This window comes from Levilactobacillus acidifarinae DSM 19394 = JCM 15949, from assembly GCF_001434835.1.
In the GTDB taxonomy this organism is placed as follows: Bacteria; Bacillota; Bacilli; order Lactobacillales; family Lactobacillaceae; genus Levilactobacillus; species Levilactobacillus acidifarinae.
The window spans coordinates 319,356-341,776 of the sequence record NZ_AZDV01000028.1; the positions used below are offsets into that span (position 1 = coordinate 319,356).

The window sequence follows — 22,421 nt, forward strand, 5'->3', positions numbered from 1 at the left end:
AAGAAAGCCTAAAGGTCATTGACACCGTCCCGGTCGTTTTCTATACTTGATTATTGTTGAACGACTGTTAAAGAATAAAAAAGAAGGTTTAAGAATGCCCCGCAAACGTAGCTTCGACAAGGCCGCCGTGTTGGACCAAATCATGGTCTACTTCTGGCGCAATGGATTTCAAGACACCGGTCTGCGTGAACTGACCGAGTTGACCGGCGTTCAGGCGCAAAGTCTCTACAACGCCTTTGGCAGTAAGGAAGCCCTGTACGTTCAGGCCATGGAACACTACGTGACCGTGGCCATCGCCAAAGCCGACCAGATTCTCGCCAGCGACCGGTCCGCCGAGGAACAGATTGGCGCGCTCTTGATCCTGGATTGGGGCAAGCTCCCCTACCCGGCCGGCTGCATGGTCATCAGCTCCGGCGAACTCGACCAGGTCAACCCCCAACTCGATACGGTGGCTAACCGCCTCTACGATCACCTGACCGCCTGTTTCCACCGGGTGTTGACCACGATGGCCGACTTACGCCCCGGCTTACCACTCGACGGTTTGGCCGCCCAACTATTGACGTTACATAACGGTATCCAGGTCGCCGTACAAGCCGACCACTACCCCGCCAACGTGCAACAACTCATTGCCACGACGCTACAGACCCTAAAAGCTTAAGGAGAAAACTATTTATGTGTGGATTTGTTGGTTACCTCAATCAAAAGGACGTTCCGGCTACGACCGTCAACGCCATGGCCGACCGGATTAAACACCGGGGGCCCGATGACGAAGCGTACTACCGTGACGAGACCGCCACGATCGGCTTCCGTCGTCTCTCCATCATCGATTTAGCCCACGGTAAACAACCGATGTACAACCAGGACCGCAGCAAGGTCCTCACCTTTAACGGCGAGATCTACAATTATCAGGCCATCCGAACCGACCTTCAAGCGCTAGGCTACGTCTTTCAAACCGACGTCGACTCCGAGGTCTTGATTCACGGTTACGATGCCTGGGGACCAAAACTACTCGATCATCTGCGGGGAATGTACGCCTTCGTGGTTTACGATCAGGCGACCCAGGAGGTCTTCGGGGCCCGCGACCACTTCGGCATCAAGCCCCTGTACTACTACGACGACGGGGAGACCTTCCTGTGGGCGTCGGAAATCAAAGCGTTTTTGGAACACCCGCATTTCAAGAAGGAATTTAACGAAGCCCTGTTACCCATTCACCTGAGCTTCGAATTCATCCCCGCGCGCGATACCCTGTTCAAACACGTCTACAAGGTCTTGCCCGGTCAATACTTCGTGCATAAAAACGGTCAAACCACCACGCACACCTACTACCACTTCAACTACGACCACATCGACGACACCCAAACGGTAACTGAAGACGCCGCCAAGATTCGTCACCTGGTCGACGAAACGGTCAGCACGCACATGATTGCCGACGTTGAAGTCGGGAGCTTCCTGTCCAGTGGGATCGACTCCTCCTACGTGCTCAACGAAGCCGCCAAGTTAAAGCCCATTCAGTCGTTTTCACTGGGTTTCAACGATTCCAAATACAGCGAACTAAGCTGGTCTAGCGAATTTGCTCAGGAAATTAAACAAAAAAATACGCCGATCACCATGACCGGCGACGACTATTTCGACATTCTGCCGACCATCATGTACTACATGGACGAACCCCTCTCCAACCCGTCGGCCATGCAACTGTTCTATCTATCTCGGGGTACCCGGCAACACGTTAAGGTAGCGTTATCCGGTGAAGGGGCCGACGAGTTTTTCGGCGGCTACAACACCTATCTGGAGGCCATCCCGTTCGAACGCTACCAGAAATGGGTTCCCCGGCCGATTCGTCACGGTCTAGGTGCCTTGGCCGAGAAACTCCCCCGCTTCCACGGTCGCCGTTTTCTGGTCCGGGGTGCCCAACCGCTGAGCGAACGGTACTACCGGGTCAATTACGTTTTTGATTACCACGATCGTAACCAAATTCTCAAGCATCCCGAACTGAATCAAGACGCCGGCGCCTACACCCAACACCTGTTTAACGACGTCGCCGGGCACGACGAGATGACACAGATGCAATACTTCGATATCAACACCTGGTTGCCCTACGACATCCTGCACAAGGCCGACCGAATGAGTATGGCCAATTCGCTCGAACTCCGGACGCCGTTGGTGGACAAAGAAGTCGCGAAGTTTGCGGCCACCATGCCGGTGCACACCCGGATTCACGCCGATGAGACCAAGGTAGCCCTGCGTACCGCCGCACTTAGCGAACTCCCCGCTCGCGTGGCCCAGAAAGAAAAGTTAGGGTTTCCCTCCCCTATCGCCAGTTGGATCAAAGAAGAGCCTTACAAGTCCCGGATCATTGCGGCCTTCACCTCCGACGTGGCCCAGAAATTCTTCAATCCCGACGCTCTACTCCACATCCTGGACGAACACCTCAACGGCAAGTCCAGCATGCAAAAGATTTTCACCATTTACACCTTCATCCTGTGGTATCAGGTCTACTTCCCCGAAGACACCACGGCACACACCATCGACTTGGTTCACCACACTCAAGTCTAAAACTAACCTAAAAAAATGGACCAGTTCAACTTTGCTTGGGCTGGTCCATTTTTTAGGTTGTTTTGCCTAATCGGTCAACGTTAAGTGCACCTGACTGAATAGGTCGGTAATTCGGTCCCGTTTGTCTGGACCGGCCACCGCCGGATCCTTCAAGATGGCTAAGGCCTGATTTCCCACCAACAGCAGATTATCGTTAGCCGGATCGGTATTCCCTAGAAACGAAATTTTCAAGAAGATGTCTAACGTCTTCACACTGTCCGGTTCGTCGGCTAAGGCCGCCTGAACCAGCTTCTGTAACACGACGCGCAAGTTCCGTTGCTGATGCTTTTTGGCCTTATAGGCCGTATAGTACGGTAGAAACAACGCGACAACGACCGCCAAAATTTCGGCGATCGCCGCCACCCACTCCGAGATTGGTCCAATTTCCATGGTCCACGCCCCCCGTCTCAACTTCTCTTTTTCAGGGGTCATTATACGCGGACGTTTCCCAAAACTAACGGGTCAGCGCCTACTTGAGTCGAACACCGAACAAGCCTAAGACCGTACCGGCCTGAAATGAATTCAGGACCAGCCCCCGTAAGTATTTCGATTCGGGCGTCACTTCCAGTTGGTCAAAGGTACTGGCCGCCAGATCCACGCCGGCTAACGGACTTTCCCAAAAACTGGCCCGGTCGAGGTCACACTGTTGCGCGATAAAGCCCTGCTTAAAGGTCACGTCGCGGAAATAGGCCTCGCGGAGACTCGCGTTCTGTGCCGTACAGGCCGTCAGTTTGGCGCCACTCCAGTTGGCGTAATCCGCCCGACAATCGGTTAGCTGCACGGTCTTCCAAACCCCATTGCTGAAGTTAGTGCCAAGCAAGTTACAGCCCTGAAAGTGACAGCGGTAAAGGACCGCCTGGTTCCAATCCTGATTGGCGAGGTTGAGGGCCTGAAAGGTACAGTCGAGCCATTCGCTTTGGCTCCAGGTGCCCGTTAAAACACAATTATCAAGGGTCACATCACTCACTTTACTGGGTAGACTAGTCGCCGTTATGGTGCACTCACTGTAGGTTTCGTAAGGCGTAAGTTGTGTTGCGGTCAGCGTTTGGTGGTCAATCATCCTGTCATCTCCTATCGGTTAAGACCGAGTATACCCGTCCAAATTCTCGGTTGCCTGAGAATTTTCTCAGCGTTTAGGACCGTTGGCTTGCCCGCCGATGCACGCAGTTTGGCCGAAACTGCCGTCAAATTTGCCTGAGACGACGCAAACGCGCTAAATTCTCATTAAACTTTTAGGGAAGGCCGTTAGCTCGGGCTTTTCCCGTGACAATTTAGGCCCCGGAAACACGACTAATTTATACGGCATGATTACGCATGAAAGCGGCGGCCCAGGATATCCAGGCTACGCAATTGGCCGTCCATCACGGCCACGTCGGGTAAATGGCCCCAGGTCGTGAAGCCGTTCTTATGAAAGAGGCCCTGACTGGGCTGATTGTGGTGAAAGATATAGGCCACCACCGTCTTAATCCCCAGCGTGTCTAATTGACCGAACACGAAGTCTAACGCCCGTTGGCCTAGACCCTGGTGGTGAAAGTCATTGGCGATGTAAATACTGATTTCGGCCGTTTGGTAATAAGCAGGCCGCCCGTAAAACGACTCTAGGCTGACCCAACCGGCAATGACCGAGTCCTGCGTAAACACCCAAATGGGCCGACTGGTCGGGTCAAACGCGGCAAACCACGCCTGCCGATCCGCCACACTAACGGGCGTTAAATCGGCAGTGGCTAACCGACTGGGAATACTTTCATTATAAATGGCCACGATGCGGGGTAAATCCGCACGGGTCGCTAAGCGAAACTTGATGGTCATAATCTCCGACACTTCCTTTTGGGGCTTAATTATAGGCCACTCTTATTCGTTACACCACGTCACACGGTCGTGTCAAATTCTCAAGGTAATCGCCCTAAACCGGCCCTAAATCGGACCCACCTCGTCAGGACGCTTCACCGGTCGCCAGCTTACGGCCACCCGGATTGTCGCTACTTTTCACGGGTCACACGCCCCGGTAAGGTGTCCCCCACTTTTCAGGATTTTTCAGAAATTAGCGCTTTGACCATTTGCGTATTTTCATTTAGACCCAAACCCGCTATAATCAGGTGAGCCGCCGGGATTAACCTCACCGGTAGCGGACCTTTCAAAGGAGGTTGCTTAAATGAGCCAACCCATTATCGAACTGCGTCACGTCACCCAGAAGTACGGGGCGCAAACCATTCTGAACAATATCAACTTGACCCTGGAATCGGGGAAGTTTTACACGCTACTGGGACCTTCCGGTTGCGGTAAAACCACGATTCTGCGAACCATCGGGGGCTTCAACCAGGTCACGTCCGGGGACGTCTTGTTTGCCGGCCAACGAATCAACGAGTTGCCGGCTAACCGGCGCAACGTGAACACGGTTTTTCAAGACTATGCGCTCTTCCCGAACATGACCGTGGCCGAAAACGTGGCCTTCGGACTAACCTTAAAGAAGCTGCCCGCCGATGAAATCGCCGACCGCGTCGCTAAAGCCCTTAAGCTAGTGCAACTCAGCGACTTCGGTGCCCGTGACATTACCGCGTTATCCGGCGGTCAACAGCAACGGATTGCCATTGCTCGGGCCATCGTGATGCAACCTAAGGTGCTGCTCCTCGACGAACCCCTTTCGGCCCTAGATGCTAAATTACGCCGGGCCATGCAGTACGAGTTGCGCGAGCTACAACAACGCCTGGGGATCACCTTTCTGTTCGTGACTCACGATCAGGAGGAGGCCCTAGCGATGAGTGACGAAATCTTCGTGATGAACCACGGCGAGGTCCTGCAGAGTGGTTCGCCCGTCGACATCTACGACGAACCCATCAACCATTTTGTCGCCGACTTTATCGGGGAGAGTAACATCTTACCGGGGAAGATGGTCGCCGACTACCGGGTCAGCTTTGACGGTCACGAGTTTGACTGTGTCGACGCCGGGATTCCCGACCACGAACCCATCGAAATCGTTCTGCGGCCCGAAGACATTACCCTGACCGACCTGGCTCACGCCAAGTTACGGGTGACCATCGACACCCAACTCTTCCGGGGGGACTACTACGAAATCAGTGCCACCGACGACCGCGGCCACGACTGGTTGATCCACTCGGTGCGCCCCGCCCAAGACGGCGCGCGAGTCGGGTTGACCTTTTTGGCCGACGACCTGCACGTAATGCGGCTTCACGAAAAGGAAGCCGAGTTCGACGCGCGGTTAGAAACCTACGAAGGGACGGAAACCAACCATGACCAAGCGTAATTTCTGGGGTTACTTCGTGCCCTACGGCCTGTGGTTGGGATTGTTCGTCATCGCCCCCGTGGCGCTCATCGTCTACCAATCCTTCTTCAACCTGGATCACCAACTCACCCTGACCAACTACGCCGACTACTTTCGGTCGGGCGTCTACCTGAAAATGACGCTCAATTCCGTCTGGTATGCGTTTTTAATCACGCTTTTCACCGGTCTGATCAGTTACCCGACCGCTTACGTCTTGCATCAGCTCAAGCACCGGCAGTTGTGGCTCTTACTGGTCATCTTGCCGACATGGATCAATATTTTGCTCAAGGCCTACGCGTTTATCGGGATCTTTAGCCAAGACGGGCTCGCCAACACCTTTCTACGCTTCATCGGCTTGGGGCCGCACCAACTGCTATTCACCAACGCGAGCTTCATCTTTGTGGCGACCTACATTCAAATTCCGTTCATGATCCTGCCCATCTACAACGCCCTTGACGACCTAAACCCGGCGTTTATCAACGCCAGTCAAGACTTGGGCGCCACGCACTGGCAGACCTTTCGCCACGTGATCTTTCCACTGACCTTACCCGGTGTTAAGGCCGGCATTCAGGCCGTCTTTATCCCCTCATTATCCCTGTTCATGTTGACCCGTCTAATCGGGGGCAATAAGGTGATTACCCTGGGGACCGCCATTGAAGAACACTTCTTGACGACCATGAACTGGGGCATGGGCTCGACAATCGGTGTCGTCCTAATTGTCGCCATGATCATCGTGATGCAACTGACCAACGACCACACCAAGGGGGCGGCGAAATGAAAAAGCTCTCCCGCCTATACCTGGTTTTGGTTTTCATCATCCTTTACGTCCCCATTATTTACTTAATCGTCTACTCCTTTAGCCAGGGCGATACCATGACGAACTACCACGGCTTTACCTGGCAACACTACCGCGATTTGTTCGCCGATCCCCGGATGCTCGCCATCGTGGCCGACACCCTGCTGGTGGCCCTACTCTCGGCATTAATGGCCACGGCCATTGGAACCCTGGGCGCCCTGAGCATTCAGCGAACGTCTAAACGGGTCACCCGCGACGTGTTGTTAAACCTCAATAACATCTTGATGGTGTCGCCCGACGTCATCATCGGGGCCAGTTTTCTGATCTTCTTCACCACTTTAAAAATCCCCTTGGGCTTTGGCTCGGTCCTGCTGAGCCACATCGCCTTTGAAATTCCCATCGTGGTGCTGATGGTGTTACCCCGATTACGAGAAATGTCGCCAAGCTTGCTGAGTGCCGCCGAGGATCTGGGGGCCACGACCCATCAACTCCTGACCAAGATTATTCTGCCGTTCATCACGCCGGGAATTCTGGCCGGATTCTTCATGGCGTTGACCTACTCGTTAGACGACTTCGCCGTGACCTTCTTCGTCACCGGTAACGGCTTTTCCACCCTGTCCGTGGAAATCTACTCGCGCGCCCGCCAAGGGATCAACCTGGAAATCAACGCACTGTCCGGAGTGATGCTCCTGTTCTCCCTGTTGTTGGTCGGGGGATACTACCTGCTCCAACAGAGTAGTCGTAAACGACGAGCCCGCAAACGGGAGGTGACACCATGAAACGGTTAATGAGTTTGGTGGCCCTACTGCTCCTGGTCTGTGGCGGCCTGGCCTACGCCAGCACCCAACTCCAGAAGTCCAGCGGTGCCGCTAACGGCAAAGTCTTGAACCTCTACAACTGGGGCGATTACATCGATCCGGCCCTCCTGAAAAAGTTTCAGGCCGAGACCGGCTACCACGTCAACGTCGAAACCTTCGACAGTAACGAGGCCATGTACACCAAGCTAAAACAGGGCGGTACCCACTACGACCTGGCCGTGCCCAGCGAGTACATGGTCAGCAAGCTGAAGGCCGCCCACCTGCTGCAACCGTTGGACCGTACCCGGTTGACCGGCCTCAACAACTACGATACCCGCTTCTTGAACCAGCCGTTTGACCGGGGAAACCGTTACTCACTTCCCTACTTCTGGGGAACGCTGGGGATCGTGTACAACGACCGGGTGGTGAAGCCCGGAACCTTGACCCATTGGTCGCAACTTTGGTCCCCTAAGTACCGGGACCAACTCATGTTAGTCGATTCGGCCCGCGACATCTTGGGCATGGCCTTGGTCGAACAGGGCCATTCTATGAACACCACGAACCCGCAAACGCTCCTAGCGGCAACTAAGCGGTTAGACCAGTTGAGTCCGAACGTCAAGGCCGTGGTGGCTGACGAGATTAAGATGTACATGAGTCAAGACGAGGCTGCCGTAGCGGTGGATTGGTCCGGTGAAGCCGCCGAGATGCTCACCCAGAACAAGCACCTGCATTACGTGGTGCCGAGTGAGGGCAGTAACCTGTGGTTCGATAACTTGGTGATTCCCAAGACCGCCCAACACTACCAGGCAATCTACGCCTTTCTCAACTTCATGAGCCGGCCCCAAAACGCGGCGCAAAATGCCGAGTACATCGGTTACGCCACGCCGAATGCTAAAGCCAAAGCTTTGTTGCCGGCCAGCGTTCGCAACGATCGCCAATTCTACCCGGACGAAAAAACACTGCGTCACCTGCAGGTCTACCGCAATTTGGCCCCGCGCGTGGTTCAAACGTACAACGACCGGTACCTTGAATTTAAAATGCACCATTGATACTAATGCTATTGTTAGCTGCGTTAAAAAAGGCCCCCGGACCAGCAGGATTTCTCCTGTGGCCTGGGGGCCTTTAATGCGTCAACCACACTTAGCTTAACCAAAACTACCCGACACATAGTCCTGGGTGACTTGAATCTTGGGTGTGCTGAACATGGTGGCGGTCGGGGCGTATTCCATCACGTGGCCTAGATGGAAGAAGGCACACTGACTACTGATCCGGGCCGCCTGTTGCATGTTATGCGTCACGATGATAATCGTGTACTTCTTCTGCAGTTCCAGTAACGTCTCTTCGACCTTGACCGTGGAAATCGGGTCCAGGGCACTGCAGGGTTCATCCAGTAATAAGACATCCGGTTCCATGGCAATCGACCGGGCGATACACAGCCGTTGCTGTTGCCCCCCGGACAACGCTAAAGCACTCTTATCCAGGGTATCCTTGACTTCATCCCAGAGTGCCGCTCCCTTGAGGCTCTGTTCCACGCGTTGATTGAGCACCTTTTTATCCTTGATTCCCGTGGCCCGCAACGCGTAAATAATGTTTTCGCGAATGGATTTGGCAAACGGGTTGGGGCGTTGGAACACCATCCCGATGTGTCGGCGAATTTCGTAAATGTTGACGTCCGGTTGGTTGATGTCCACCCCGTGATACCAGATTTTACCGGTGACGGTGGCAATGGTATCGTTCATCCGGTTCAGCGACCGTAAATAGGTCGATTTCCCGGAGCCCGATGCCCCAATCAACGCGGTAATCTGGTTCTTAGGAAAGGCCAGATTAGCGTCATGCATCGCGTGGTTGTTCCCGTAATAGACTTGTAAATCTTCAGTTTTTAAAGCCAGTGCAACGTGATCATCGAACGTCTGCACGGCCGTTTGATCAAAGGAATAATCTTTTAACATGAGCGAGCCCCCTTACTTGCTAGCCGTGACGCGCCGGTAGAGGTAATTCCCCAGGACCCGGGCGAACAGGTTGAACAACAGTACGGCAATAATCAGGACCGCCGAAGCCGCCGCGGATAACTGCGCCGCATTAGACGCGAGGCCTTCCGTGTTGACCTTCCAGATGTGAACGGCCAACGTTTCGGCTGGACGTAGCGGGTTCAAGGGACTTGCCGCGTCCATTGGATTCCAGTCCGCAAAGTTCGTCACGGGAGCACTTTGTCCCGCGGTGTAAATCAACGCGGCGGCTTCCCCGAAGACCCGGCCGGCACTCAGAACCACCCCGGTCACGATGCCGGGTAAGGCCACCGGTAAAATAATACCGATTTCCGTTTTCCACTTCGATAAGCCCAACGAAAGTCCGGCTTCCCGCTGACTACGGGATACCGCACTCAGGGACTCTTCGATGTTTCGGGTCAATAACGGCAGGTTAAAGAACGTTAACGCGATGGCTCCGGAAATCACCGAGAATCCAATTTTAAACTTCACCACAAACAACAGGAAACCAAACAGTCCAACCACCACGGAAGGTAGCGAGCTGAGCACTTCGATGGCGGAACGAATCAAACGTGTGCGCCAATTATCCTTGGCGTATTCGGCCAAGTAAATCCCAGCCCCCAGTGAAATGGGAATTGAGATCAGCATGGTCAAGATTAACAGATAAAACGAGTTGAAGAGTTGAACCCCAATGCCCCCGGCCCCACTAAAGGAGTCGGCGGACCCGGTCAGAAACGACCAGCTAACGTGGGGTAACCCCGAAATCAAGATGTAGGCCAGCAAGAATACCAAGATGCCGACCACCGTGGCCACAATTACGTCGATGATAATCGTCGCCAATAAGTCTTTCCGTTTAGCGTTCATGGCTAAGTTGCCCCCTCTTGGCAATGATCCGCACTAAGGCGTTAAAGAACAGTGACATCAATAATAGAATTAACGCTAACGACCACAGGGCATTGTTGGGCAAGGTCCCATCAATCGTGTCCCCAATCCCCGTCGTCAGTTGGCTCGTCAGCGTAGAAGCTGGCGAAATCAGGTTCTTCGGCATAATGGCCGCGTTCCCAATCACCATTTGGACGGCTAAGGCTTCCCCGAAGGCCCGGGCCATCCCGAAAATAATGGCAGTCAGGATGCCTGGCGTTGCCGCCCGGAGAATCACCCGCGAGACGGTCTGCCAGCGTGTTGCCCCCAAGGCCAGCGAGGCTTCCTTGTAGAAACGGGGAACGGCCCGTAGACTATCGACCGTCATCGTGGTAATCGTCGGTAACACCATCACGAACAGCACAAAGGTTGCCGAGATAATCCCAAACCCGGAGCCCCCGACCAAGTGGCGCATGAACGGGACCACCACGGCCAGTCCGATGAACCCGTAGACCACGGACGGAATCCCAACTAGGAGTTCAATCACGGGCTGTAAGACCTTTCGCCCTCGTTTCGGTGCGATTTCGGTCATGAAGATGGCCGTGCCCACCGCAAACGGCGTCGCGACGATTGCGGCGGCAAAGGTCACCGCAAACGACCCGATAATCATGGGCAACGCCCCGGTCTTCCCTTGATCCGGCGCCCAGTTGGTGCCGGTCAAGAATTGACCGACGTTGACATGGTTGTGCGTAAACGTCGCAATCCCCTTCGACGTAATGAACCACAGCATCGAAGCCACCACCAAAATGATGACCCCGATACACAGGTAACTGATTCCCCGACCGAACCAGTCTTCCCGGGTCGCTCGGGTGGCGTGATGCAATTGTTGCGCCCAGTCTTTCGGCTGGGTATCTTCCTGCTTGAAGCCTGAACTTGTTTGCTCCATGAGCTAACTTCCCCCTTAAAAAAGGTGAAGGTGCCGCATAACCGCGCACCTTCACCCAAACATTCACCTTAAACCCGGATTACTTGGACGTCACAACGCCCTTAGCATCCTTGGTCACTTGCATATCATGAATACTAATGTAACCCATATCCTTAACTAAGCTGTTTTGCACGTCCTTGGACGTCATGTACTTCAAGAAAGCAGCCGTAGTTGCGTTCGGCGTCCCCTTGGTGTACATGTGTTCGTAGGACCAGATCTTCCACTTGTTGTTTTCAACGTTGTTGTCCGTTGGGGCCACGTTATCGACCGAAACGGCTTGTAACTTGTTGGTGTAGTAGGAGAAGGCTAAGTAACTCACTGCCCCTGGCGTCGTGGCGACAATCTTTTGAACCGCACCGTTGGAGTCTTGTTCTTGGGACTTCACCGCCGTGGCACCCTTCAAGACAGCATTTTCAAAGGTTGCCCGGGTACCGGAACCTTGGGCCCGGTTGATGATGACGATCTTTTGATCCTTACCGCCGACCATCTTCCAGTTGGTAATCTTACCCGTAAAGATTTGCTTCAATTGCGACATCTTCAGGTTCTTCACGCCAGAGTCCTTGTTAACCACCGGACCCATGCCGACAACGGCCACCTTGTGGTCGGTCAACTTGCTAGCGTCAATCCCCTTCTTTTCTTCGGCGAAGATATCAGAATCCCCAAGCGAAACCGCACCAGATTGAACTTGGCTCAGCCCGGTCCCCGAACCGCCGCCTTGAACCGTCAAGTTAACCTTACTGTGCTTTGACGTAAAGTTAGCGCCAGCCTTAGCTGCTAAGGGTTGTAGCGCCGTTGAACCCACTGCGGTTACCTTACCAGAAAGTTCTGCACTGCTAGACTTGCTACTGCTAGTTGAACTGGTGGCTTTCCCACAACCTGCTAATAATAAGGTGATCGTGGCAAACCCCATTGCTAACTTTGTTCCTTTATTCATCCCTGTCACTCCATGTCTTTTAATATAGTCGATACGTCAACTTCGTAAGTTAGGCAACGAACTCTGTGACGCCTCCCCTTAACTTACAAACCCCATTCTAAGCGACTAATATATAGTAATTGTCGCAATCGTGTAAATTTTGAGTAAATGTTGGGCAGTTTGCCATAAATCCTTTTATATCAAGGGTTAGCGGTCGCTCTGGCCAACCATTTACCGATCAATTCGTTGGGAGACTCTGACTATTTTGAGGTGAATTTCGCTGACCTTTCTTCGGTGACTCCCCCTAACCCGCCAGAACAATTGCGTCTCTTCACCAAAATGGCTAGAATTGACCTAAGAGGTGATCTGAAGTGGCAAAGAAAAATGAAAAAAAAGCACGTCATGACATTATTGTTGATATGAACGACTTTCTCATGGACTATGCCGCCGTTAAATTAGGTCGGCAACCGCATTTAGCGCAACAAGTGGCCCAAGCCGGTCAGCCCGACTTAACGGGATTAGACAAGTTGTTCAAGGATAACGGGGTGGGGCGTCGGACCAAGTACGAAGAACTCGCCACCGGATTCCTGTGGGACGAAGAAGACGTCAACGCCGTCAAGGAAACTGACGCCATGAAACAGCAAAGCGCTGCTCTGACCCAAGAAGCCATTGTCTACCTGGGGGCGCACGCTCAGGACTTTGACCGTTGGGAAGAAGCCTAACGCAAAAATAGCGGCTCGAGAAAATTCTCGGGTCGCTATTTTTTCCTATTAATAATGGCTATTGCCAGTTCCACAAATCGGCTTTCATTTTTGTGCCAATAATCTTGGTCAAAAAATCGATAAACTGATCGGGCATATACTGACTGGCGTCAAAGCTCGTGGGTTCACCGTTTACGCTGGTGATGACTAACCCTTCATGGGTCAAGTTCAGCCCATACTTGGGGCCCACGACCTGACAGAGTCGTTGAATCTGTTGTTCATTCATCCCGTCGCCTCCCAAATTGAGCTTAGCGAAAGCGCCGGAACGCGTCAAGTCGTTTTGATTTCAAAACTCTCAAGGTTTCTTTCTCTGTTAGTAACAATACTTATCCTTCGCCAATTGCTGATGGATGGCAGCGGCGAGCAAGCCTTCATCGGGGCCGTCCGCAATAATCTGAATAAACTCGCCCCCGTGTTGGCCGAGCTGGGCAACTTCGGGTTGTTCGTGAGGATCAATGTCCAGGTCCCGAACCCGAATCGTGGCGCGTCCGGTATAGTGTTGGCAAATCTTTTGCAAGGCTGGCGTCTCATCAACATTGGGAATCTCTGCGTATAGTGGAAGTCCAATTGTCTTCATCCTAATCACCTCTGTCTTAATTGTAAGCGATTACATTTAAATTGCCAAGCCACTTCTATAACTTTTTCACAATCAGGATTATCCCCCACAGTTTCCACCCGCGAACGTGCGTTCAAACCACCCTTAAAATATGGTATGATTAGGCCCAGAAACGGAGGAAGTCACCATGCCAATCAAACTCGGGGTCCGCGACCTGGTCGAGTTCACCTTACGAACCGGCGACCTGGGCACCACGTCGAACAGTCAAAACACCGCCTTATTGGGCGCACAGATTCACCGGCGCCTGCAAAAACAACGCGGGGCCGACTACCAAAAAGAATATTACCTGGATCTTCCCTTGACGCTCGTGGGCCACGACTACCTCCTCCACGGTCGCGCCGACGGGGTCACGTTAGGCACCGACGAGGCTGACACGGCCACAATTGAAGAAATCAAAACATCGGATACGGACTTTGAGCAGCTAAGCGACAACACCCTGACCCTGTACTGGGCCCAGGTCAAACTATACGCCCACCTGCTCTTCTGTAAGTTCCCGGCACTGACCCATTTGACCTTGACGTTGACCTACTATCAGACCAGTACGGATCAGGTCACTCAAACCGACCAAACGATTGACCGCGACGCAGCACAAACCTTTTTCCAGCAGGTCATCGACGAATACGAGACCTGGTTAAAATTCCGCGACGACCTCCGGCAACGCCGCGACCCGACGATTAAGGCCTTAACCTTTCCCTTTGGTCAGTACCGCCCCGGTCAACGTGAGCTGGCCGTCGCCGTTTATAAGACCGTTCTCAGCAGTAAACGGCTCTTCGCCGAAGCCCCCACCGGGACCGGGAAGACCATCTCAACGCTGTTTCCCACGATCAAGGCCATCGGCGAGGGCGTCATCCAGCGCATCTTCTACCTGACCGCCAAACAAAGCACCCGTCGCGTGGCCGAAGAAGCCGTCACGCTCATGGCTGCTCAGGGACTGCGACTTAAAAGCATCACCCTGACCGCTAAGGACAAGCTTCAGTTCCCCGAAGAAGCCGACCTGTTACCCGAGAACAACCCGTTTATGTTGGGGTACTACGACCGGTTGAAGCCGGCGCTACTCGACCTGATTCAGCATAACGACCAACTCACCCGTGACGTGATTGAAACCTACGCCCGTAAACACACCCTGGATCCGTTTGAATTTCAACTGGATGCCAGTCTTTTTTGTGACGTGGTGATTGGCGACTACAACTACCTCTTCGATCCTCAGGTTCACCTTCAACGCTTCTTTGCCACCACCGATCCCGACAACTTCTTTCTGATCGACGAAGCCCATAACCTAGTCGACCGCTCCCGGGACATGTACTCGGCGGCCATCAGTAGCCGGCCCGTGGACCGGTTACTGGACCAAAGTGAGGACCTACCCCAAGCCTCTGCCAAACTCCGCCGCCGGTTGCAAGACCTCCGCGACACCTTTACCGACGTCAGCGCGCCCCTGCGTCAGAGTGGTCAGGTCGACGCCACCTTTTTAACGCCGCCCGAAGACTTCAACCACGACCTCGGTCGTTTGATTGAAGCCATTCACGACTGGCTGCCCGACCAACCCCAAACGCCCTTCACCCAGGCCATCCTGGACTTCTACTTCACGGCCATCAGTTATCAGCGCATCGGTGAATTTTACGATGATACCTACCGGATGCGCCTGACCCTGGAAGACGGCAATATCACCCTGAAACAACTCTGCCTCGATCCCAGTGCTTTTCTGGCCGACAGTCTGGCGCTGGGGCACGGCGCCGTGCTGTTCTCGGCGACCCTCTCACCACTAAATTACTACCAGACCGTTCTGGGCGGTGGTGACGACAGTCTGGCTTACCGTCTAGAATCTCCTTTTCCCCCGGAACATCAACAATTACTCATCACCAACTACATCCAAACGACCTACAAACAACGTCAGGCCAACCTGGCCAATATTCTCCTGGCCATTAAAACGCTAGTCGACGGACGAACCGGCAACTACTTGATCTTTCTCCCGTCTTACAGCTACCTGTTGACCGTGCGACAGGCCTTCGAGATGGCCTACCCCAAGCTCCACACCATTAGCCAAGAGGCCCAAATGACGGAAACTGCTCGGCAGGACTTTCTCGACGCCTTCACCGCCGACCCCGACCAAACGTTGGTCGGTTTCGCGCTACTGGGGGGGATTTTCTCCGAAGGTATTGACCTGAAAGCCGGCCGGCTCATTGGCGTCGGCATCGTAAGTGTCGGTCTACCGGGCATCAGTCCCGAAAACGATCTAATTCGCGACTACTTTGACCAGCAGGGACAACCCGGCTTCGCCTTTGCCTACCAGTTACCCGGTCTCAACAACGTCTTCCAGGCGGCTGGCCGCTTGATTCGGGGAGCTCAGGACGTCGGGGTGGTCTTACTCATGGACCAGCGCTTCACCACGTCACGTTACACCCAGCTCTACCCGCAGCACTGGCAACACTACCAGCGACTCTACCGCCCCGAACAGTTAGGGCCGGCCATCGCCCACTTTTGGACTCAGGAGGCCCCACAACATGAAAACTAAACTCACGTTAGCCATGGAACACACGCTGTATTACTATTGCCGCGAAGCCGGGGCCACCGCGGTCGAAGAGGTCACCATGCCCGACGATCAGGGCATCGTCGACACGCTCAGTTATCAAGAACTACCCGACCACACCGTGGAATGGCGCTGTTACGAACTCAAGGTCACTAAAAGTGATTTTCACTCCAGCGCCAAGCTCTCGTTCGTGGGCCACTACAACTACTTCGTGCTTCCACTAAAACTCTACCAAACGGTGGTCGACGAAATTCCCGCCGGTATCGGAGTCTTGATTTACCGGCCGTTTGACGCGCAATTACTGGCAACGGCGAGCGAACCCCCGGTCACGCCAGGGTACTTGACGGTGGCTCGTCCGCCGCGGCATCAAGACTTACAAGTTCCCGCAACCGAACTGCAAAGCCGGTTCATTGCGTCACAGGGCCGCGAAGTGTTCAAGGCTAAGCAGATGGCGACCGGTCTGAAACAATACAGTACCGAACACCTTTACCAGGAACTGAAGAAACGCCACCAACACTACGATGTTTATAATCCCGACCGCAACTTCTACGACCAATTCGTGGCCGATACCGAGGCGACCGCCGTGACCGCCCTCCAAGAAGAAGTCGACGCGCTCAACTTAGATGTCCATCAGCTCCACCAACGGGTAAAGCAGGCGCGCCCATGATCTACTTACCGTATTTTCGCGGGCGGCAGTTCGACCTGCAGGCCTTAAGGGCCGTTGCCCAACAGCACATCTTACCGTCCAATCTCATCCCCATCATCGAACCGGTTCGCGACATCAAAGCCCTCCCGCAAACCGTCGCCGCCTTCGTCGAACACGATCAACCGCTAGTCCTCGTGACCAACCCGACGGTCAGTGACTACGCGTTGACCCAGCAAAAGCTCCACGATTGGCAACCCTGGCGGGATAATCCTAACCTCATCTTGGGTCACGTCCTGGGACCGACCACGACCCCGGAAGCCCTGAAACCGCTAGCCGGTCACCGCACCCTCCTGATTGCCCGGCAATACGACGAACTCGTTGCGGCGCAGGCCGCCGGATGGCTCACCTTACCCACCTATCTTCTGGTGCCACCCGAAGCCCGAATTCGTCAGCTGATTCACCGGCCGACCGTCAGTTTGTTCGACCACGCGTGGTTTCCCGCCAAAGAGCAAACCTACGCCAATCTGGTTGATGGTTTCTTTAGCGATGATTGGCAACGCGTGACTGAAACTAACAATCAGGGCTTTAGCGACTACACCATCGGTGGCGGACGTTACAGTGAGCACGGTTATCCGGCCCGCGCCGTGACCCTCCACCTGACCTACTTTGCCGGCAACCAACTGCGAATTCACCGGTTCGTCTCGGACGACCGGAACGATTTCAAACACCCTAAAGAAAAGTTTTTCCAAGCCGTCGCCAAATTAGCGGCTTGGTTACCCGCACAACCCATGGCAACGCAGACCCCGGCGGCCCGCCAACTGGCCGCCTATTACGACCAGCACCATTTTCCGGGATTAGGCGTGGTCAAACGCCTGAGTCTGGAACACCACTTGCAAGTCATGGCGGCCTTCTTGCGCCAGAACTATCCCGTTTAGTCCATCAAAAAGAGAGTGGGACAAAAGGCGATTAGCTGGTGAGCATTAACGTCGTAAGGCGGATAATCCCGAACTTGGATTATCTGACTTACGGGGTTAAGCGGAACCAGCTGCCTTTTGGCGCACGTTTCGGCACCAGCTGTTCGGAGACACAAAGGGTCTGGGACTTTTGTCCCAGACCCTTTCGTTTAGTGTTTATTCGGTTCGAGCTTGGTAACCGTCCAGTACTGGACCCCCGTTGGTTTTGCCCAAGCTTGCAACTTCCGTTTGGCACTGCGCTTCTTGTGATTATCCCAGCGTTGGTAACAGAACGTAACCACACCGTAGACGAAAAAGAAAATCGCTAAAAACGTCACAATCAACGATAGCCAAGACCCTAGTAGTGCAAACATCGTGATTACCCCCATTTTCAAGATAGACTGCCTCCGGTGATTTGTCGCCCCCAAATCATGGGTTCAAATCACCATCCTTCCCCTTCACGATAAATATACCTGAATTTTTCCCAGTTGGTTATTTTGACCAATCGCTGACTTACAATATAGTCTATTAACTATCTAACCGGCCGCAAAACACCGAGTTCAGTCGTGGCGGACTCCCCCAAATCTGCCCAGCAAAAAGGCGTCGACAATGATTGTCGACGCCTTAAAAAATAAGTCAGTTATTCTCGCTTAGGCGGGCAAGACACTGACCCCTTCCGGAACCATGAAGTCCTTTTGGGCCAGCGTTAATTTCCCGGTTTCCGCATCACGCTTGAAGAGACTCGCGTTATCGGACTTTTGGTGCACGACCAAAACCAAGCTTTCATCGGCCGTCCAGTTGAAGTCCCGGGGGAAGTCACCTTCCGTGGCGATTCGTTGAATCTCAGTCAGGGTGCCATCATCGGCGGTCTTTAAGACCGTGATCGAGTTGTTTCCCCGGTTTGACACGTAGACGAACCGCCCATCGCTACTCAACCGAATCGCGGCGGACCCGTTGTGGGCCGTCCAGTCATCCGGAATGACGTGGGTGATCTGCTTGACCGTAAACTTGCCGGCCTGTTCGTCGTAAGTCAACGTAGCCACGTTACTGCTCAGTTCGCCGACCAGGTAAGCGACGCTCTTCGGCGCATCGAACACGATGTGCCGGGGACCGTAACCCGCTGGTAGGTCAACGTGACTCACGGCGCTCAACTTGCCGTCATCGGCCACGTCGTAGAGGTAAACCCGATCGGTCCCTAAGTCACAAACGACTAAGCGCCCATCCGGCGTTAAGTTAGCGTAGTGGGGGTGTGGCCCGTCCGCTTGTTCTGGGGCTGGTCCCACGGGATCGGTATCGGTAATTTCGTCGGCCTGAGTCAACGATCCGTCCGCCGCAATCTTATAAACCGTGACCTTCCCCGTGTGGTAGTTGGCGGTGTAGACCAACTGCCGCGCTTCGTCGACAGAAACGTAAGCGGGTGAAGAGCCCGGATTCAAGACCTGTTGAATGGCCCGTGGCTTCTTATCTGACATATCATAGATAATCAAGCCGCCTTCCGTTTGGCCATCGGTTTCTTTTTTGTTAATGACGTATAAACGTTGTGCTTTTGATTTCGCAATATAAGTTGGGCTACCGGCAGATGCCAACCATTCGCAATTCGTTAATTTAGCGGCGTCCTTGTCGACGCTCACCTGATAAATTCCACGACTGATGCGCTTGGTATAAGTCCCAATGTAAAACTCTTCGGTCATACTGTTACCCCTTTCAACTTATCTGTATCCCCTTTCAGTATAGCACAGCTCCGAAAACAAAAACGATTAAGTCACTGGTGGTCGCCGCCAATAACCGGTACAATGAAACTAATTTAACGGCGCGACTAATTGAGCGATAAGCTAACGCCTTAACTCACTCACTTTATTTTCTCGCCACATTCCATGTTTAGCACAGAAAGGATCCCAATTTTATGTCTAGCTTTGAAGGCTACCACCCGCTGCTCACCCCCCAGTTCCGTTTCGACTGGTTGACCCAATTTCGGCTCAAGCAGGTTGCGGCCGTGACCGACCAAGACCTCGCGGAAACGGCCGAATGGATCAACACCACCATGCACCAAACCATGAGCCGTAACGCTCTGACCTGGGGAATCGAACGCCGTGCCACCCACCGACTTGTGGGCTGGGGGGGCTTCCACACCGTTGACCTGCCCGCCCACAAGGGACAAGCCTACCTGAGCGGCCAAACGTTGCCGGCCAGCGAACAGCAAGAGATTGTCGACCGGTTAGTCAACTTTGCGCGTGAAGAACTGCAACTTACCGTCCTCACCCTCAAAGATTCTCAAAATCTAGACGATGCCGTCGTGGCCGCAGCCGGCTTCGAACAAGACGCCCACCAAAATTGGCGGTGGTCTCAGCACTAACCTGTCAATTAACGGTCAAAATCATCAGCCCACCGGATCATCATCACCCCGTTAGCTGTGGTATACTGAAAACGAATTCATCAGTTAGTTTCACCAATGACCTGATTTTCAGCGCACTCAGTCAATATGGGAGGAATCTGTCATGTTAAAAAGTCGAATCTTAATATTAACGGTAGTGGCCCTCAGCGCCTGGGGGCTGGGAACCGCCATGACGACCACGACCGCACAGGCGGCCAAGTGGCACGCGGGTACGCCCAAGGTGTTACGGGGCACTTACGCCATGCATAAAAAGGACGCCAACGGTCAAAAACCTAACCTCAAGTTCACCACGACCAAGTTAACGTTACAGTTAAATCCGCCCACCGCGGCCGACCATCTGAGTAAGGTCTCGTACCGGAAGATCAATGCGCATACTTACTATTTAAAGGGTCACTATTTATCGAGTGGCATCCTTTACGTGAAGGCCAGCTACAGTCCCCTAGCCCAGCAGAAACGCCTAAAGATTCAGGAAGGCTTCCTGGACGGCCAACATATCAAGTGGTCGCCCAAGCACGCTATGGGTTGGTTCTATCAAAATTAACACGAAAGCGGCATTCCCGTCATGGGAATGCCGCTTTTTTAACTTATGAGAATCGACGCAAAAGATTTTACTCCGTGACGCGTTGGTTTAATTCGGCGGCCACGTTCAGGGATTCACTACGATAGGCATCGTGCACGCCTAACGCGTAGCACCCCCAACTGCCCAGCAAAACACCCACAAAATCTAACGGGTACGGCAACCAGCCGGCCCCGCCGAATTGGTGACTCCCGACCACCGACATCAGAGTCAACCAAATCATTTCGGCCAACAGCCAACGGCCCCCGCGAAGACTGGCTCGTAGTTGCGGCCAGCCCTCTGGTCGGCGAACCTCGTAATACACGTAAAAGATTAAGCCTAACGCAGTCACGCCAAAGACCTCGACCGTAGTTGGCCACTTGGCCCAGTAAATCGCGAGGCTGGCTAACCCGTAGGCTAACGGTGCCCACCAGTTCAGGTGACGCAAACGAAACGGCCGGGTGAAATCCGGGGCTTGGTGCCGCAGACTCATCACCGTCACCGGCCCGGTCAAATAAGCAATCAGGGTGGACGTGGAAATCACGTTCGACAACGCACTCCAGTTCCGAAATCCAGCGACCAGCACCACGCCCAAGACCAGGTTAACGATCATGGCCCGCCGCGGTGTTTGGTACTTCCGGTTGACCTCGCCCAGCTTGGTGGGCATGTGCTTGGTCCCGGTCATCGCCGCTAGCGCCCGACTGGTGGTAGCCACAAACGACACCCCGGTCCCAAACGGCGATACGAACGCGTCTAAGTATAGTAGCGTCGATAACCAATTTAGATTCAACAGAATTGCAATATCGGCAAACGGCGATTCAAAATTGACCCCGGACCAGCCGTGCGTCAACGCACTCGCCGGGACGGCACCGATAAAGGCCACCTGTAACAGGGTGTAAATCACGGTACTAATTCCAAAGGCAATCACGATTCCCCAGAAGATGTTGCGTTCCGGGTGCTCGATTTCATTTCCCATGTTGATGGTAGTCTGAAAGGCGTTATACGAGAAGATGATTCCCGCCGCGGTCGTTGCCGCAAAGATCGACGCACTCCCACCCGGCATGAAGCCCGCTTTGGCCGCAAAGTTCTGCGGTTCGAACCCCGTCAGCACCAGCACCAGAATCGTTAACGTTGGGACCCCCAGTTTAAAAATCGAGATAAAACTGGTAAAACGAGTCAACAACTTGACCGACCAGAAATTTAATAACGTAAAAGCCAAGATAAAAAGGAACACGATGACTAGCCCCAGGTTGGTCACGTTTCCGGCGTGCAGGAAACCTCGCGTCCAGTTGGCCCAGGCCCAGGGCCACGAGCTCATGTACTGCACGGCCGCCACGGCCTCAATGGGAATGATGGTTAAGAGGGACAACCAGTTCGCCCATCCCGCCACGAACCCGAGTAACGGCCCGTGGGAAAAGGAGGCGTACTGACTCATGCCCCCGCTAGTGGGAAACATGGTGCCTAGTTCGATGTAGTTTAACGCAATCAGGCCAATCACGACGGCCCCTAAGATCCAGGACAAAATAGCGGCCGGTCCGGCAATCTGGGCGGCCATTCCGGCCCCAAATAACCAGCCCGACCCAATGATGGCGCTGAGCGTTAGCATGACTAATGAAAACAAACTCATTTTCCGCTTCAAGCCAAATTTCCTCACTTTCAACCGCGACAATCACTAAAAACTGGCTTAAAGGTCAAACGCTTCCGGACCAGTCAGAAACGGGCTGGAACGGGGCGGGCACGGCTTCAAGCCCTTAAACCAGGTCT

At 53.8% G+C, this 22,421-nt stretch carries 24 protein-coding genes; 12 read left to right on the forward strand and 12 right to left on the reverse strand.

Annotated elements, in window-relative coordinates; translation table 11 throughout:
- Window positions 1-94 precede the first annotated feature (94 nt).
- Both FD25_RS13205 and asnB read left to right on the forward strand, forming a co-directional pair.
- Complete coding sequence (locus FD25_RS13205; protein WP_057804716.1) at window positions 95-658, forward strand: TetR/AcrR family transcriptional regulator; 564 nt, start codon at window positions 95-97, stop codon at window positions 656-658.
- 14 nt (window positions 659-672) lie between these two features.
- Window positions 673-2,553 (forward strand): asparagine synthase (glutamine-hydrolyzing), encoded by a 1,881-nt coding sequence (asnB, locus tag FD25_RS13210; protein WP_057804717.1) that lies wholly within the window; start codon window positions 673-675, stop codon window positions 2,551-2,553.
- A 66-nt stretch (window positions 2,554-2,619) separates the two neighbouring features.
- On the opposite strand, the gene FD25_RS13215 is transcribed toward asnB, so the two are convergent.
- From FD25_RS13215 to FD25_RS13225, 3 genes are all read right to left on the reverse strand, one after another.
- Window positions 2,620-2,982, reverse strand: a complete 363-nt coding sequence (locus FD25_RS13215) for a hypothetical protein (protein ID WP_057804718.1) — start codon at window positions 2,980-2,982, stop codon at window positions 2,620-2,622.
- Between the two features lie 79 nt (window positions 2,983-3,061).
- Window positions 3,062-3,652 (reverse strand): pentapeptide repeat-containing protein, encoded by a 591-nt coding sequence (locus FD25_RS13220; protein WP_057804719.1) that lies wholly within the window; start codon window positions 3,650-3,652, stop codon window positions 3,062-3,064.
- A 248-nt stretch (window positions 3,653-3,900) separates the two neighbouring features.
- Complete coding sequence (locus FD25_RS13225; protein WP_057804720.1) at window positions 3,901-4,401, reverse strand: GNAT family N-acetyltransferase; 501 nt, start codon at window positions 4,399-4,401, stop codon at window positions 3,901-3,903.
- A gap of 343 nt (window positions 4,402-4,744) precedes the next feature.
- On the opposite strand from FD25_RS13225, the gene FD25_RS13230 reads away from it, so the two are divergent.
- The 4 genes from FD25_RS13230 to FD25_RS13245 are packed head-to-tail and all read left to right on the forward strand — an operon-like array spanning window position 4,745 to window position 8,514.
- Window positions 4,745-5,854 (forward strand): ABC transporter ATP-binding protein, encoded by a 1,110-nt coding sequence (locus FD25_RS13230; RefSeq protein WP_057804721.1) that lies wholly within the window; start codon window positions 4,745-4,747, stop codon window positions 5,852-5,854.
- Complete coding sequence (locus tag FD25_RS13235) at window positions 5,841-6,650, forward strand: ABC transporter permease (RefSeq protein WP_057804722.1); 810 nt, start codon at window positions 5,841-5,843, stop codon at window positions 6,648-6,650. Before FD25_RS13230 ends, FD25_RS13235 begins: the two co-directional genes overlap by 14 nt.
- Window positions 6,647-7,447 (forward strand): ABC transporter permease, encoded by an 801-nt coding sequence (locus tag FD25_RS13240; RefSeq protein ID WP_057804723.1) that lies wholly within the window; start codon window positions 6,647-6,649, stop codon window positions 7,445-7,447. Before FD25_RS13235 ends, FD25_RS13240 begins: the two co-directional genes overlap by 4 nt.
- A complete protein-coding gene (locus FD25_RS13245; RefSeq protein WP_057804724.1) occupies window positions 7,444-8,514 on the forward strand; it encodes an ABC transporter substrate-binding protein in 1,071 nt (356 codons plus the stop codon). The genes FD25_RS13240 and FD25_RS13245 overlap by 4 nt, the downstream gene beginning before the upstream one ends.
- A gap of 96 nt (window positions 8,515-8,610) precedes the next feature.
- On the opposite strand, the gene pstB is transcribed toward FD25_RS13245, so the two are convergent.
- The 4 genes from pstB to FD25_RS13265 form a co-directional block, all read right to left on the reverse strand.
- Entirely contained in the window at window positions 8,611-9,414 is an 804-nt protein-coding gene (gene pstB, locus FD25_RS13250) for a phosphate ABC transporter ATP-binding protein PstB (RefSeq protein ID WP_057804725.1), read from the reverse strand.
- 12 nt (window positions 9,415-9,426) lie between these two features.
- The gene (pstA, locus tag FD25_RS13255; RefSeq protein ID WP_057804726.1) at window positions 9,427-10,314 is read right to left on the reverse strand and encodes a phosphate ABC transporter permease PstA; all 888 of its coding nucleotides are present in this window, start codon (window positions 10,312-10,314) and stop codon (window positions 9,427-9,429) included.
- Window positions 10,304-11,257: a phosphate ABC transporter permease subunit PstC gene (gene pstC / locus FD25_RS13260; protein ID WP_057804727.1), complete on the reverse strand. Its 954-nt coding sequence runs from the start codon at window positions 11,255-11,257 to the stop codon at window positions 10,304-10,306. Before pstC ends, pstA begins: the two co-directional genes overlap by 11 nt.
- A gap of 79 nt (window positions 11,258-11,336) precedes the next feature.
- Window positions 11,337-12,230 (reverse strand): phosphate ABC transporter substrate-binding protein PstS family protein, encoded by an 894-nt coding sequence (locus tag FD25_RS13265; RefSeq protein ID WP_057804728.1) that lies wholly within the window; start codon window positions 12,228-12,230, stop codon window positions 11,337-11,339.
- A 350-nt stretch (window positions 12,231-12,580) separates the two neighbouring features.
- Here FD25_RS13265 and FD25_RS13270 point away from each other — a divergent pair, with 350 nt between their 5' ends.
- Entirely contained in the window at window positions 12,581-12,931 is a 351-nt protein-coding gene (locus tag FD25_RS13270) for a hypothetical protein (protein ID WP_057804729.1), read from the forward strand.
- 58 nt (window positions 12,932-12,989) lie between these two features.
- Here the strand turns inward: FD25_RS13270 and FD25_RS13275 are convergent, their stop codons facing one another.
- The gene (locus FD25_RS13275) at window positions 12,990-13,196 is read right to left on the reverse strand and encodes a hypothetical protein (protein WP_057804730.1); all 207 of its coding nucleotides are present in this window, start codon (window positions 13,194-13,196) and stop codon (window positions 12,990-12,992) included.
- Window positions 13,197-13,283: 87 nt separating this feature from the next.
- Window positions 13,284-13,547: a hypothetical protein gene (locus FD25_RS13280; RefSeq protein ID WP_057804731.1), complete on the reverse strand. Its 264-nt coding sequence runs from the start codon at window positions 13,545-13,547 to the stop codon at window positions 13,284-13,286.
- A gap of 166 nt (window positions 13,548-13,713) precedes the next feature.
- Between FD25_RS13280 and FD25_RS13285 the strand changes: the two genes are divergently transcribed.
- From FD25_RS13285 to FD25_RS13295, 3 genes are read left to right on the forward strand one after another with little or no spacing between them, the layout of a single operon-like run.
- Window positions 13,714-16,095, forward strand: coding sequence for an ATP-dependent DNA helicase (locus FD25_RS13285; RefSeq protein WP_057804732.1), 2,382 nt, complete (start codon window positions 13,714-13,716; stop codon window positions 16,093-16,095).
- Window positions 16,085-16,777, forward strand: a complete 693-nt coding sequence (locus tag FD25_RS13290; RefSeq protein WP_057804733.1) for a hypothetical protein — start codon at window positions 16,085-16,087, stop codon at window positions 16,775-16,777. Before FD25_RS13285 ends, FD25_RS13290 begins: the two co-directional genes overlap by 11 nt.
- Window positions 16,774-17,691: a sce7725 family protein gene (locus FD25_RS13295; protein WP_057804734.1), complete on the forward strand. Its 918-nt coding sequence runs from the start codon at window positions 16,774-16,776 to the stop codon at window positions 17,689-17,691. Before FD25_RS13290 ends, FD25_RS13295 begins: the two co-directional genes overlap by 4 nt.
- Before the next feature lie 188 nt (window positions 17,692-17,879).
- Here the strand turns inward: FD25_RS13295 and FD25_RS13300 are convergent, their stop codons facing one another.
- Window positions 17,880-18,083, reverse strand: coding sequence for a hypothetical protein (locus FD25_RS13300; RefSeq protein WP_057804735.1), 204 nt, complete (start codon window positions 18,081-18,083; stop codon window positions 17,880-17,882).
- Window positions 18,084-18,359: 276 nt separating this feature from the next.
- Window positions 18,360-19,400 (reverse strand): lactonase family protein, encoded by a 1,041-nt coding sequence (locus tag FD25_RS13305; protein ID WP_057804736.1) that lies wholly within the window; start codon window positions 19,398-19,400, stop codon window positions 18,360-18,362.
- A 212-nt stretch (window positions 19,401-19,612) separates the two neighbouring features.
- Between FD25_RS13305 and FD25_RS13310 the strand changes: the two genes are divergently transcribed.
- Window positions 19,613-20,062, forward strand: coding sequence for a GNAT family N-acetyltransferase (locus tag FD25_RS13310; protein ID WP_057804737.1), 450 nt, complete (start codon window positions 19,613-19,615; stop codon window positions 20,060-20,062).
- A 142-nt stretch (window positions 20,063-20,204) separates the two neighbouring features.
- Complete coding sequence (locus FD25_RS13315) at window positions 20,205-20,642, forward strand: hypothetical protein (RefSeq protein ID WP_057804738.1); 438 nt, start codon at window positions 20,205-20,207, stop codon at window positions 20,640-20,642.
- Between the two features lie 67 nt (window positions 20,643-20,709).
- Here FD25_RS13315 and FD25_RS13320 read toward each other — a convergent pair whose 3' ends face one another.
- Window positions 20,710-22,284 (reverse strand): APC family permease, encoded by a 1,575-nt coding sequence (locus FD25_RS13320; protein ID WP_057804852.1) that lies wholly within the window; start codon window positions 22,282-22,284, stop codon window positions 20,710-20,712.
- Between the last annotated feature and the right edge of the window lie 137 nt (window positions 22,285-22,421).